We start from the raw sequence: 13,466 nt of genomic DNA on the forward strand, positions 1-13,466 counted from the left end.
GCGTGAAATTGAACTGGATCCGCTTCGGTGACTATCCGGCCCCAGGCAGGTTAGCTATTTTTGTGGCAATGCTTTTGGGGGTTTGGGTTCCAGTCGCGGTGCCGATTTACTGGCTTGTCCCGGACTCCAACTGGGTGAGCATTTTATCAATGGCAGTTTTATATGGAGAGTTTATTCTCTTGGTGCGATTTTGGGGGTCAAGGGTCTACGGAGAACCCCAGATTCTCAAACACTATGGGTTACAGTTCTCTGGGCACAACGGTCAAGACCTCTTGGGAGGTCTTGGCCTAGGTTTGTTGAGTCTGTTCGGATTACTGGTAGTGGAGGGTCTGTTGGGGTGGTTGGGATGGCAACTGCCGGACCCTACTGGATTGCCGAAGGTCCTTTTAGAAGGACTGGCGATCGCCCTGGGGGTCGGATTTGCTGAAGAGTTGCTCTTTCGCGGTTGGTTGTTCGATGAGTTACAGCGCGATTACCGTCCCGCCGTGGCGATCGCTATGAATGCGATCATTTTTGCCCTCTTACATTTTATTAAGCCCCTTGAGGCGATGATTCGGAATTTACCCGCGTTCCCGGGTTTGCTGTTGCTGGGGTTAACCTTGCTGGCGGCGAAAAAAGTGGGTGAAGGTCGCTTGGGTTTACCGATTGGCTTTCATGGGGGTTTAGTTTGCGGCTATTATATTATTAATACAGGTCAATTAGTTGAATATTCGGGGGCGGTCCCGCAGTGGATAACGGGGATGGACCAAAATCCGATCGCGGGGATTTCTGGGATTTTTTTATTAAGTGCGATCGCGTTTGGAATGAATCGGGCTGCTCAGTTTAAACTCCCAGGTGAAAAGTAAATAGGCGGGTTTTGAATCCAGCAGATTTGGCCTTGAATTTAAAATAATTAAAGGGGAAGGGAAAGTGATGCAACCAATCCGAATTGTAACAACTGCATTCCTGGCGATCGCCACCTTAGCCGTTCCTGGGCGATCGCAACAAGCACCACTCCCCTCGGTTTCCCGAGAGGAAATTGTGCAAGCTTGTGTGCAAGACCGGGTAGAAGTTTTACCCCCCCTGTTTAGTGATGTTCCCCCGGATCATTGGGCCTTTTTATCGGTACAAAAGATTTCTTATTGTGGTCCCTTTCGCTCTGCAACCCCTCCGGATTTAATCGAACGGTTGATTCAAGAAGATGGCTTATTACCGAATCCCATGACCTTGCCGGAGAGTCCAGAACCGACCCTTTAACCTGCCATTTTGAAGGGTAAAATGCAAACCTAAATGGTATGATAGGAAATGTGATTGCACTGATTTGGGACTCCTCTCCATGCGACTCATTCACACGGCAGATTGGCATCTGGGACGACGTTTAAAAGGGATAGACCGGACAAGGGAAATTGCTGGAGTGTTACAGCAAATTTTGGCTTATGCGATTGAATGGGAGGTGGATGCGGTCCTGATTGCAGGGGATATTTTTGATGTTCCCAATCCCCCCGCTTATGCGGAACGGGTGGCGTATGAGTTTTTTTGTGGGTTACAAGCAGCAGGAATTCCCGCTGTGGCGATCGCGGGAAATCATGACTCGGCGACGCGCATTGATGGACTCGCTACCTTGCTGTCTTTGGCGGGAATTCGGGCATTAGGAAAACCCCGCAGAGGCGATGACGGTGGGGTGATTACTTTAGAGACAAAAAGCGGTAAATTGTGCGTCGGTGCGATGCCTTTTGCTTCAGAACGGCGAATGCTAGATGCTCACGCTCTTTGGACTCAAGATGAAGTGGTGCAACGCCAAAGTTATCGGGAAATTGTGGCGGATTTGTTTGCGGATTTGACCCAAGGATTTCGAGGCGATCGCGTGAATGTACTCATGGGTCATTTAGCAATGGATGGGGCGCGTTTGGCTCATTCGGAAGTTGCCTATTACACCCGCGATACTTATGCCTTGGGTGAGCAAATTTTGCCCCCCGAAGCACAATATATTGCCCTGGGACATATTCATATCCATCAACAAATTAAAGCCAGTTGTCCCACCTATTATTCGGGCTCTTTGATTCAAATTGATTTTGGCGAAGCGGAACAAGAGAAAGGATTTTGTTTAATTACCGTAGAACCGGGAAGCCCAGCGGAAGTAAAATTTATTCCCGTTGCCTGTCAGAAGCCGTTAAAGGTGATTTGGTGTCAGGGGGATACCTTGGATGATACCTTGGAATCCTATCAATATTATCCGGGATTTCTTAAGGTGATGGTCAAATTAGATAGCCCTCAGTTAGGACTCGCCGATCGCGTCCGCCAAATTTGTCCCCAAACGTTACAAATTCAACCGATTTATCCCGAGGCAATGGTTAATTCTGGGGAACGAATTCGCGACGGCAATTCATTTGATCCGATAGAGGAATTTCGCCATTATTACCGAGAACGGTTGGAAACCATGCCGGACCCCTTAGTAGTTCAAGAATTCCAGAATTTATATCATAAATTGAAAGAAAAAAATCCGGGGTAAATTGGCAAAAGCCCGCACCCTAAAGGGTCTGGCTCTATGGACGAAGCCCGCCTGCGCGGGCTGAAGAAGGAACCCGCAGCGTCAAGCCTGGGGCTACACAATTCACCCTAACCCGCTCATTAAAACCTCTCCAACTTGTCCAAATTTACGATAAAATCATCCCATTTTTATGCGACCTCTTGAACTGTCTTTAGAAGGATTTACCAGTTTTCGCCGAGAACAAACTCTGGATTTTTCTGAACTGGATTTATTTGCCATTACTGGGGCAACTGGGGCGGGAAAATCTTCCTTGCTGGATGCGATGACTTATGCCCTTTATGGGATAACATCCCGCACTTCCCAAGCGGGTGAATTAGTCAGTCAAGGGGCAAATACTTTAAAGGTGCAATTGCGATTTTCCGTTAGTTTAGGAGAATACCGAATTACCCGAACTTGGCGATATCGTCCCAGTACCCCAGTGACGCAAGTTTTATTAGAGCGATCGCAGGGGGATGGCAGTTGGGAAACCCTGGAAACGAAGGAACGGGAAAGCAAAAAGGCAATTACGGAAATTCTGGGCATGGATTTCGATACCTTTACCCGGGTGATTTTGTTACCCCAAGGGCAATTTGATGAGTTTTTAAAAGGAAATACGGGCAAGCGTCGGGAAATTTTACGGCAATTGGCGGGGTTTGAAATTTTTGAGCGGATGCGGAAGGAAACCAATGATTTAGCCCGATTGTTAAAGCAGGAATTGGCAACAATTGAGCGACAAATTGCAGATTTGGATGTTCCAGATGCGATCGCCATTCAAGGACAGCGATCGCTATTAGCCACTTTAGAAACCGAGATTCCGGTCCTGAATCAAAGTGTCTTAACCGCCCAAACTTTGTTAGAGGCGGAAGAACGGCTATTTCAGCAGTTAGAACGTCTCACGAAGTTTCAGCGCCAATTTGCCGAACTCAACCAGGAACAGCCTACAATTACCGCCCTGAGTGAACGATTGGCCCGTTCCCAAGTGGCCGATCGCCTGCAAGGAGATTGGGCATTAGTTCAGGAGGCTCGCACTCAAGATAAATTAGCTGCCAGTCAGGCTCAAAAAGCCGCCCTGAATTTAACCGCAGCGGAAGCTCAATTACAGGCACAACGGGAAAAACTGGCAGAAGTGAGGGCAGAAGCTGCCGCCCTGGCACCGCAAATTGCTGCCCGGGAGGAAGCCTTAGCCCAAGCGAAAGCCTACGAGGAACAGCGGCAACAGTTGGAACAGGAGGTGGCGATCACCGCTACCCAATCCCAGCAAAAACAGCAACAGCAACAAGCGGCAAAGCAGGAGTTCGCCCAAGCAGAAGCGCAAGTTAAGGCGGCAACGGTACAGGTTTCTCTCACAACGGATGCCCTCCAACACCACAAGCCGGGAGGGGACCGTTTAGAACGCCTCACAAGGGTAGCCCCGTTATTGGTGGAATGGACTCTGGGGGAAAAGCAACGGAAGCAGCAAGCACAAGCCCTGGATCAAGTGAGTCGGGACCGGGCAAATGGCGATCGCACCTATCAAGCCGCCCTAACACGGTTACAACAGGCACAAGGGGCGATCGGGCAAATCACCCAGGAGATTGCTGCGGGGGAAAGGGCCAACGCAGAAGCCACGAAATCCAACCATGCAGCCGCTTTACGCTTGTCCCTGGAAGGGGGAGAAACCTGCCCGGTTTGTGGCGGTATCCATCCTGATTCTGAGGCAGAATTACCCCCCTTACCGGCGATCGCCTGGGTGGATCTCACTGCCTTACAAACCCAGGCAGCAACGGCGACACAAGCCTTGCAGACTGCCCAACTAAATGCCACCAAAGCCGAAGCTGCCCTAGAAAATCTCACGCAGAAACACCGAGAAATTCAGGAACAATTCGCCGCCCTCACTCAGCAGCAACAGGGGTTAAAACAGCAGATTGCCGATGTCTTACAAGGGAGTGAGAGTGAGGACCTGGATGCAGTCGCCCTGCAACAGGAACGAGAAGCCCTCCAAAAGAGCGATCGGGCATACCGAGAAGCCGCCGCCGCCTATCAACAAGCCATCACCCGCCTGGAAACCGCCCAGCAAGCCCGTGAGTTTAGCAGTCGCACCTATCAAGCGGCCCTCACCGATGCCCACGTTGCTACAGAGGAACTCACGCGACGGCAACATAACCTCCAAGAAGTGAGGGAGAAACTGGCAGCGATGACGGAGGGATTATCCTATCAAGTTCTCGCCCAAACCCTAGCCGAACAAAAACAAACCCTCAGCAGTCGCATTTCCGCTGCGGAAACTGCCCATCAAACAGCCGAAAATCGGGTCATCCAAGCCCGAGAAACTGCCCATCAAACCCAGGTTAGTGCCGATGCTGCCCAAGTCAAACAACAGCAGTGTCAGACTCGGTGGCAGACGCAATTACAAGGGACGAATTTAACCGAAGCTACCTTTCTCACTGCCCTTGCCTCCCCGGAGGAACAGGCGAAATGGCAACAGGCAATCACCCACCATCGAGAAAGCAGCATCGAGTTATCTACTCGCATCGCGGACTTACAAGCAGAAATAGGCGATCGCACCACTGATGCCCACCAGTTGCAACAGCGACAACAAGCGAAACAAACTGCCGAACAACAGTTAAAAACAGCCCAAGATAAACGAGTGGAATTATCCACATGGATACAATCTGCTGAACAGAAACAAGCGCAATCGGAAAAACTCCTAATTGAACAAGAAACCGTCAGCAAAAACTACGATATTTATCATGTTTTAGCCCAAAATCTCAAAACCAACGAATTTCAATCCTATATCTTAGAACATTTAGAATCAGAATTAGTTGCCCGAGCTACCTTACTGTTAAAAGAACTCACCGAATCCCGCTACGCCTTGCAAATGCAAGAAGGAGAATATTGGGTCGAAGATAATTGGAATGGGGGCGAACTGCGGCGAGTCCGAACCCTCTCCGGAGGAGAAACCTTTGCTACTTCCCTCTCAATGGCGATCGCGCTTTCGGAAAAACTTTCAATGGGGGCAGAATTAGGCAGTTTATTCCTCGATGAAGGATTCGGAACCTTAGATTCAGAAACCCTAGAAAGTGTCACTCAAATCCTGGAATCCCTCCGCCAACAAAACCGCACTATCGGCGTAATCACTCATGTCAAATCATTAGGAGAACGACTCCCCACCCAAGTGAAAGTCTTTAAGTCTCCCCAAGGATCTCGCCTTGAGGTGGAGGTTTTGTAATTCAAAGAGAGGACAAACCCGGAAACGGCGGGAGTCGTTACTAAAAACCCAGAAAAACTCAGGGTTACTTGTTGGGCGTCACGACTTCAGTCATTATTTTTCCACTGACTACGGGACGCTTTTTTTATTGAATAAATCCGTAAAATGAAATGGAACGAAAACGACTTCTCCCAAATTATAGGTCCTCATAAACCTCATTTTCAGGATTATCCAAAACTTTAGCAAAAGCCTCATCAGACAATCGGTTAATCGCCCTAACCTCCACATTTCGCCCAGAAAAAATTACTCACATTTTATCCCCATTTGATTCAATTACAGCTTGTTGATATTGCTCATAAGCGGCGACAAATTCCTTGGGAATGGCTTTGGGTCGCATCGTCACCGCATCCACCCAAACCCACAGCACTTCAGCGGTTACGACTAAATCGGTTTCGCCTTTTTTGCGAATTTCATAATGACGAGTGACCCGAGTCCCGCGTAACTTTTCTAACCAAGTAGTAATCGCTAAAATATCCCCGGCTACCGCTGGGCGTAAATAATCAATTGTGACTCGCCGCATGATAAAATAGCCGCCCAATTCTCGATAGCGATTTAGGGAAAACCCCAAATGTTCCGAATGTTGAATTCCCACATCTTCTAAATAATGTTGGTAGCTGGCATTATTGACATGACCCAAAGCATCCATTTCATAATGCCGCACGCGAATATCAGTCACAAATTTTTCCATGATTAAGCCCATTGAATTGAGTGAATTTATCTTGATTGTAAACAAATTTGCTCCGTCATTCACGGCGATCTCATCAATTGTGCCAAAGTTGCTTCCATCACCGCTGAAGTTTGCCCGGAGACACCAAAAACTAGGGCCTCTCGATACACCCGTCCCGCTTGAGATTCCCCCAAATTGGACGCGCCACTAGAAACCGTAATCGCACCTTGCGCCGTTTTATAGGCTAAATCAATCGCTTGAACTCGCAAAAGTAACGCCTGGGAATACCAAGTATCGAGTTCCTCCCGGGATTGGTGGAACAGTAGCTGCTGAATGTTTTGGCGACAGATGATGACTTGGCGATCAAGGGCATTAAACGCAGCAGCTATCCCGGGGAGTGGTTTTTTCTGGGCGATCGCAGCAATAATATCTAATCCGGCGCGGGCGCATCCTAAGAGGAGACAAGTATTATTTAGAACCGTTTTGCGATCGCTTTCATGAATCCATCCCGCCGGTTGCATAAACAACAGCTTTTCCTCGGGCAAAAACCACTGTTCCAGAATGCCACTAACGGTTTGAGTCGATTGCATTGCCGCCAAGGACATGGGCGCATTCCAGGTAATTTGCCCCCCGCTTTTTTGGCAATTTACTAAGGGAATTATCCCATAAACTGCCCTATGATCGGGTAATTCTGCCCCCAATACTACCTCATGAAAAATTCCAAAGCCGGTTACCCAAGGCACAGTCCCAGAAAGCAGAAATCCTCCTGGAATGGGTAAGGCTTTCACTAAAGGATTTCCCTGGCGTCGCAAATGAGAAACCCCAATTCCTAACAACCGCTTTCCTGTCGCTAAATGAGGGAGATATTCGGCTTTCAATGCCTGATTATGACTGCGACTAATGGCGCTTCCGGCACTTTGATGCTGGGTTTGTAAAAACCCTAACGCACCGGAGTAACGGGCGATCGCCTCCTGAATTTCCCAAGCAGTTTGCGGATCCACTGTTCCCCAAGGTTCGGGCAGTTTTAACCCCAATAAATGACGACTGCCTAATCCTTTTAAGGCAGTTTTCAAGGCATCTGGATCCTGGTCCAGGATGGCCGCATTCGGTGCTACAACGTCTTGCAAATAAGACTCTGCCACCGCTAAAAGGGTTGGCTGGGAATTCATGTGCTTAGTTTTTAAAACCTGATTCCGTCTGTTAATTTTCTAAATGATACGATGCCCTCTTCTTTATATTCCAGTCCAGCAGTTTTTTAGTCAAAACGATAAAATAGAAAGAGATAATCTTTTAGGAAATTATATCATGCTGAACCCTATTCATCGAATTGTTATCATTTTTGGGTTGACTTTATTGCTGGTATTCGGTGCGTCATCCGCACAAGGCTCAGTTGCGGATGCCAGTCGGATTTCTCGCTTAGAATCGGAAATTTTTAGCCTGCGATCGCAAATCAATCGGTTAGAATCCGACGTCGCTAGATTGGGGAGGCAACCCGATGCTTCTCCAAGCATCTCCCGCCCCCAACTCGAAGAGATTCCCCCATCCACGCCCAGGCAACCGGATGACCCCTCCCTCGCCGAACAATTTGATAACCTCGCTATCTTGGCGATCGAACTCAAAGAACGCATCGCAACTGTAGAAGAGAGACTCTTAGAAATCGAGGTTCGGATTACCCCTTAACTGAGGATGGAAGGGGACTTGTGCCATTGAGCATAAAATTGTTTACAGCAGCGCTTTACCCCTGTCCCCCAATTATGTCATAATTTAAAGAGAGATAAAATTACTTTATTTTTTCAGAAAATTGAGGTTACCCTATGCTATCGCCTTGGCCCAGTTTAGTCACCATTTCGGCCTTAATTGTTTACTTTGTTGTCACGATTAATGTCGGTCGTGCCAGAGCTAAATACAAAATAATACCTCCCGCCATGTCAGGAAATCCCGATTTTGAAAGAGTGGTACGGGTCCATGAAAATACCTTAGAACAACTCATTTCGTTCTTGCCTGCTTTATGGATTTTTTCCGCTTTTGTGAGTCCGGTTTGGGCAGCGGCGATCGGGGGAGTTTGGGTTGTGGGACGAATTATTTACGCCTGGGGATATTACCAAGCGGCTGAAAAACGAGGAATCGGCTTTGCAATTAGTTCATTAACCAACATGATCCTGATCATCGGTTCCTTAGTGGGAATTATTTTGAACGTGACTCAATCGGGCCTTTTCAGCTAATTTGAGTTTAACTATCTCTCCAATACAGTGAGGGTAAAATCGGGAAAATTCTTCCTTAAATTTACCCTCACTGAAGCCTTCAAACTTGTTTAAAATTATCTTTTTATCGCTTTTTTTGAATAGAAAATCTGGCTGCTGTTTTGAGAACCTATGATAAATCACTGTCCCGTTTGCGATACGGAATATTTAGAGGGAGAATATGAACGCTGTTCTAGCTGTGGATGGGATTTGACCCCAGTTCCCGGTAGTGCCTCCAGCAAACTCAGAAAAGCGTTTTTAGCCAAACAACAAATTCAGATAGACTGGGCGAGAAGAATGTGGGTGCGCCAGCAAATGCCAGGGGAATTCACTCCTCATCCGGCAGGAAAATTTAATGATTCTGAGAGATTCTCTCAGTTAGAAAATCAGGTTGATGAACGGTTTAATCAAGTCACAATTCAGTTACAAGAAGCCCGAGGAGAACGAGCCTATCTCCAATCTCAAATCGAATGGATTTCTGCTTATTTACAGGGGTTGAATTTCCAGCAAATTGAAACCGTGTTAAGTCAGGTTTCTGAGTGGATACAGGGGAGTGCAATCTTGCCAACTCAGGGAGAGACTGCGGAACCTTTCTATCCTAGTTCTGAGGTGGGAATTGATTACAGTCGGTTAATGAATTTACTCTCCAAAGGCAAATGGAGAAAAGCTGATGAAGAAACTTGGGCGATCACCCTAAAAGCAACGGTTCGAGAAGAGGAAGGCTGGTTAAGCATAGAAGACTTAGAAAGGTTTCCCAAAACCGATTTAGTGACCCTAAATTGGTTGTGGGAATACTATAGTCATGGTCAGTTTGGATTGAGGGTACAACAGGAAATTTGGGAAAGGGTCCAAGGGGATTATACTGCATTTTGCGATCGCGTCCGATGGCGGGTACAGGACAACTGGATTTACTATGACGAACTCGACTTTTCCTTAGAAGCGGTAGCGGGTCATCTCCCGGCGATCGCATGGCGGAAACGTTCTTGTTATGGCGTCGGAAAATCCACCGCCCAAGAAGCCTTAATTACCTTATTTCATTCTCTACAAAATATTTGAAACCACCCCTTAATTCCCCCTCTGGGTGAGGGGGAAAATAAGTTAGGGTATTCCAAGAAATAAATCGTCCAACTTTGATGCGATCGCACCTAACAAGATTCGTTTAGCCCGCGCAGGCGGGCTTCGTCTGTATAGCCCCACCCTTGAGGGTGCGGGTTGTTTGGATATTTTATTTTTTGGAGTTACCTTACTGAGTCAGGATTAAGAATCCCCTTCAACATTTCCTAAATTAAACAAAAAAGGAACCCGGGGCGCATCCTTTCCTAATACTAAAACCTTGGGCATTTGCGCGCCTCCTTCTCGCCAAGCTTGAATCGCTTCTTTCTGTAGCACTAACTCACCCCCTTGGACTTTTAATGTTTCGGCTAACAGTCGTTGTGCTTCTGCTCGCCCTTGAGCGCGATTAATATCAGCTTGGGCTTCTTGTTCCGCTTCCCGAGCAATATAAACCGCTCTTTGCGCCCGTTGTTCCGCAATTTGTTTCTCTTCAACCGCCTTAGCAAAGTCAGTTGAAAAATTCAAATCAATCACACTGGTATCGATGACAATGACCCCATATTTTTCTAATCGACTGCTCAAAGCATTATCAAAATCTTCCTTCAAAGCACTCCGTTGAGTAATCGATTCTTCAGCGGTTTTTTTAGCACCTGCTATTTTAAACGATTCCTGAGTTTGAGGAGCAATAATTTTTGCCACAATATTCTCCAAAGACCCTTGAGTTCGCCGAATTGTCACCACTTGAGTCGGATCTAAGCGAAAGTTGATCGCAAATCGTCCCGTTAAATCCTGTAAATCTCGGGTGGCACTTTTGGCAGGGACTTCAAACTTTTGCACCGTCACATCATACACATCCACTTTTGAAATTAAGGGCGGTTTGAGGTGAATTCCTTCAAGTAAAGCGCCATCGCGAGATTTACCCAGGATACTCAGCACCCCTGCCTCCCCAGGGTTGATAATCACAAAAGAACTTGATCCAAACAAAAGTATTAAGGCTAAGACAATTCCAATGACGATCGCTTGGATATTTTGGGTGTACTGATTTTTCAAATCCTTATCTCCTGTGATGGCATAATCAGACTACATCTTATAGATTAGCAGAGTATCCTAGGAGTGGGAAACTTATGGAGGAGGGATTTTTGCTTTCAAGGGTATTGTCAACTCCAGCGGGGTGGCGAGTACCCAAAATTTTAGAAATTATTTACACTAGATGGATAGCTTGTTGCACTTGAGGAGTCACGCCCTTGTTAATCCTGTTTTCCCTTACCCTGTTTATGAGTGCCTTCCTGCTATTTAGTGTGCAGTTGATGGTAGCAAAAATGATTTTACCTCTCCTCGGGGGGTCTCCAGCCGTTTGGAATACCTGTCAATTCTTTTTTCAAGGTGCTTTATTATGTGGCTATGCTTATGCCCATTTAAGTACCCGTTATTTGGGTACTCGCCGTCAAGCGATCGCCCATAGTCTCCTCCTCTTTTTACCTCTGGTGAGTTTACCCATTGCTCTTTCTAAAACTGGATTGAGTCTAGAAAATACGAATCCAATCCCTTGGTTATTAGGACTTTTAATTTCCTCGGTAGCATTACCTTTTTTTGTAGTTTCTACCAGTGCGCCGCTGATTCAAAAATGGTTTGCTGAAACGGATCATCCCAGTAGCAAAGAACCCTATTTTCTCTATAGTGCCAGCAACTTTGGCAGTTTATTGGGATTAATCAGTTACCCCATTTTAATTGAACCCTATTTATCATTATCCGAACAAAGTACGCTTTGGGCAGTAGCTTATATTATTTTAATCCTATTTACCCTAGGATGTGCTATTTGTTTGTGGAAATTTTCACCACAAGTAAAATCAAAAAATTACCATTTTTCTGTCTCAAAACAGCCTGTAATATCAGATAAAAATCCCACCTGGCAACAACAAGCTCAGTGGACTTTACTCTCTTTTATTCCCTCTAGCTTACTGCTAGGCGTCACCACCTATCTAACAACGGATTTAGCAGCAATTCCCCTCCTTTGGGCGATTCCCCTTATCCTTTATTTACTCTCTTTTATTTTAACCTTTGCTCGCAATCCCCGGCTTCCTCATCAGATATTAATGACATTAGTTCCCTTATTTTCTAGTACGCTCATTATTTTATTTTTAGCCAAAGTAATGCGCCCCGTGGCTTTACTGGTGCCGTTACATTTAGTCGGATTTTTTGCGATCGCCTGTGTCTTTCATGGAGAATTATCCCGTCGTCGCCCTTCCGTTGCCCATCTCACTGAATTTTACCTCTGGATTTCCCTAGGTGGGGTTTTCGGGGGCTTGTTTAATGCGATCGCTGCTCCAATTTTATTCCCCTCGGTACTAGAATATCCCTTAATTTTACTCTTGGCTTTGTTAACCTTGAACAACCCCAGAGAAGCGATTTCCCCTCAAAAAGACCCCCCCTTACTGCAAACTCCCCAGGGCGATTTAGACACCTGGTTCAGCCAACTCCGCAAAGACCAGCAAAGCCGTAAAGCGCAAAAATTAGGCATACAATTCAACTTAAAAACCACCCAAATTATCAGCCTTAGTTTATTATTTGGAGCCTTGCTAGTTGGATTCACTGCCCGAAATATTAGCCAAGGTTGGTTTGGTAATTTATTTGCGATCGCCCTCTTAATTGCCCTCTACATTACCTTTTCCCTACCTCGCCCTAGTCTAGCCATCGGATTAACCTTAATCTTACTTTTAGGGCAATTTTCCCTAGGGAATATGAGTGGAGTTCTCCAAACGGAAAGGAACTTTTTTGGGGTCAATCGGATTGTGTACGATCGCCGAGGACCCTATCATAGTTTAGTTCATGGAACTACCTTACATGGTAGACAAAGCCTTGACCCTCAACGCAGTCAGGAACCCTTAACCTATTTTCATCCCACGGGTCCGATAGGTCAAGCTTTTGAACAGTTAAATTCCAGCGATCGGCTTCAAAATGTTGCCGTATTAGGATTAGGAATTGGCACCCTAGCCGCCTACGCGCAACCTAACCAAACCTGGACCTTTTATGAAATTGACCCCATCGTCGAAAAAATCGCCCGAGACACCCGATACTTTACCTTTTTAGCACAAGCTAAAGCCCCCTTTTCTGTAATTTTAGGGGATGCCCGATTGCGATTAGAGCAAACTCCGAATAACACTTATGATTTGCTCGTCATGGATGCCTTTAGTTCAGACTCCATTCCCGTGCATTTAGTCACCCAAGAAGCCTTAAAACTCTACTTGACAAAACTCCGAGAGCGGGGTATTATAGCAATTAATATTTCCAATCGCTACATCAATTTAGAACCCGTCTTAGGAACCCTAGCCCAAACCCTAGGATTAGCTACCCTACAACAGTTAGACCGAGACCTTTCCCCGGAAGAAAAAGCCCTCGGAAAAACCCCCTCTCAATGGGTCTTACTCGCCCGAAAACCAGAGGATTTTGGCAACTTAAGCGCCGATGCTCGTTGGCAACCGATTCCAAATACCGAAAAAGCCCCCTTATGGACTGATGATTTTTCTGATTTAGTGGGAGTATTGCGATTGTTTGATATGCAACGATGAAAGGTCATCTCTCCGAATTTCTGACAACCAATGAATCCATTATCCCTTTAATTCCAGAACGCACCGCAGCGATTATAAAGTCGTTTAAGCAATTTTTCTCAAGGGTTATTCTGATGATTCAGATTCTTGCAATAGATAAAATAATGTAAAATTGCTTGATTTTTCCGTCAATTCAAGCTAAAATAAGAAT

At 46.3% G+C, this 13,466-nt stretch carries 11 protein-coding genes; 8 read left to right on the top strand and 3 right to left on the bottom strand.

The window, feature by feature from the left end:
- Nucleotides 1–2: 2 nt before the first annotated feature.
- The 4 genes from NG792_RS04385 (at nucleotide 3) to NG792_RS04400 (ending at nucleotide 5,711) form a co-directional block, all read left to right on the top strand.
- Complete coding sequence (locus NG792_RS04385; RefSeq protein ID WP_261234666.1) at nucleotides 3–845, top strand: CPBP family intramembrane glutamic endopeptidase; 843 nt, start codon at nucleotides 3–5, stop codon at nucleotides 843–845.
- A gap of 67 nt (nucleotides 846–912) precedes the next feature.
- Nucleotides 913–1,236 (top strand): S-layer protein, encoded by a 324-nt coding sequence (locus NG792_RS04390; protein WP_261234698.1) that lies wholly within the window; start codon nucleotides 913–915, stop codon nucleotides 1,234–1,236.
- Nucleotides 1,237–1,315: 79 nt separating this feature from the next.
- A complete protein-coding gene (locus NG792_RS04395) occupies nucleotides 1,316–2,488 on the top strand; it encodes a metallophosphoesterase family protein (protein ID WP_261234667.1) in 1,173 nt (390 codons plus the stop codon).
- A 169-nt stretch (nucleotides 2,489–2,657) separates the two neighbouring features.
- Complete coding sequence (locus NG792_RS04400; RefSeq protein WP_261234668.1) at nucleotides 2,658–5,711, top strand: AAA family ATPase; 3,054 nt, start codon at nucleotides 2,658–2,660, stop codon at nucleotides 5,709–5,711.
- Nucleotides 5,712–5,997: 286 nt separating this feature from the next.
- On the opposite strand, the gene NG792_RS04405 is transcribed toward NG792_RS04400, so the two are convergent.
- Together NG792_RS04405 and NG792_RS04410 are read right to left on the bottom strand one after the other, a co-directional pair.
- Entirely contained in the window at nucleotides 5,998–6,426 is a 429-nt protein-coding gene (locus NG792_RS04405; RefSeq protein WP_261234669.1) for an acyl-CoA thioesterase, read from the bottom strand.
- Nucleotides 6,427–6,497: 71 nt separating this feature from the next.
- Nucleotides 6,498–7,586, bottom strand: a complete 1,089-nt coding sequence (locus NG792_RS04410; protein WP_261234670.1) for an acyl-CoA dehydrogenase family protein — start codon at nucleotides 7,584–7,586, stop codon at nucleotides 6,498–6,500.
- Nucleotides 7,587–7,722: 136 nt separating this feature from the next.
- Between NG792_RS04410 and NG792_RS04415 the strand changes: the two genes are divergently transcribed.
- The 3 genes from NG792_RS04415 to NG792_RS04425 all read left to right on the top strand — a co-directional run bounded on the left by NG792_RS04415 (nucleotide 7,723) and on the right by NG792_RS04425 (nucleotide 9,713).
- Nucleotides 7,723–8,097, top strand: a complete 375-nt coding sequence (locus tag NG792_RS04415; protein WP_261234671.1) for a hypothetical protein — start codon at nucleotides 7,723–7,725, stop codon at nucleotides 8,095–8,097.
- A 134-nt stretch (nucleotides 8,098–8,231) separates the two neighbouring features.
- On the top strand, nucleotides 8,232–8,639 hold the full coding sequence (locus tag NG792_RS04420; RefSeq protein WP_261199515.1) for an MAPEG family protein: 408 nt from the start codon (nucleotides 8,232–8,234) through the stop codon (nucleotides 8,637–8,639).
- A 150-nt stretch (nucleotides 8,640–8,789) separates the two neighbouring features.
- Nucleotides 8,790–9,713, top strand: coding sequence for a GUN4 domain-containing protein (locus NG792_RS04425; protein ID WP_261199516.1), 924 nt, complete (start codon nucleotides 8,790–8,792; stop codon nucleotides 9,711–9,713).
- A 201-nt stretch (nucleotides 9,714–9,914) separates the two neighbouring features.
- Here the strand turns inward: NG792_RS04425 and NG792_RS04430 are convergent, their stop codons facing one another.
- The gene (locus NG792_RS04430; protein WP_261199517.1) at nucleotides 9,915–10,760 is read right to left on the bottom strand and encodes a prohibitin family protein; all 846 of its coding nucleotides are present in this window, start codon (nucleotides 10,758–10,760) and stop codon (nucleotides 9,915–9,917) included.
- A 194-nt stretch (nucleotides 10,761–10,954) separates the two neighbouring features.
- On the opposite strand from NG792_RS04430, the gene NG792_RS04435 reads away from it, so the two are divergent.
- A complete protein-coding gene (locus NG792_RS04435) occupies nucleotides 10,955–13,276 on the top strand; it encodes a fused MFS/spermidine synthase (protein ID WP_261234672.1) in 2,322 nt (773 codons plus the stop codon).
- The last annotated feature ends 190 nt before the right edge of the window (nucleotides 13,277–13,466 follow it).

This window comes from Laspinema olomoucense D3b (assembly GCF_025370785.1).
Taxonomy (GTDB): domain Bacteria; phylum Cyanobacteriota; class Cyanobacteriia; order Cyanobacteriales; family Laspinemataceae; genus Laspinema; species Laspinema olomoucense.

Excerpts from the sequence above, each read along its gene's own strand:
- NG792_RS04390 (WP_261234698.1), top strand. The coding sequence starts at position 913 with ATGCAACCAATCCGAATTGTAACAACTGCATTCCTGGCGATCGCCACC.
- NG792_RS04395 (WP_261234667.1), top strand. The coding sequence starts at position 1,316 with ATGCGACTCATTCACACGGCAGATTGGCATCTGGGACGACGTTTAAAA.
- NG792_RS04400 (WP_261234668.1), top strand. The coding sequence starts at position 2,658 with ATGCGACCTCTTGAACTGTCTTTAGAAGGATTTACCAGTTTTCGCCGA.
- NG792_RS04410 (WP_261234670.1), bottom strand. The coding sequence starts at position 7,586 with ATGAATTCCCAGCCAACCCTTTTAGCGGTGGCAGAGTCTTATTTGCAA.
- NG792_RS04415 (WP_261234671.1), top strand. The coding sequence starts at position 7,723 with ATGCTGAACCCTATTCATCGAATTGTTATCATTTTTGGGTTGACTTTA.
- NG792_RS04420 (WP_261199515.1), top strand. The coding sequence starts at position 8,232 with ATGCTATCGCCTTGGCCCAGTTTAGTCACCATTTCGGCCTTAATTGTT.
- NG792_RS04425 (WP_261199516.1), top strand. The coding sequence starts at position 8,790 with ATGATAAATCACTGTCCCGTTTGCGATACGGAATATTTAGAGGGAGAA.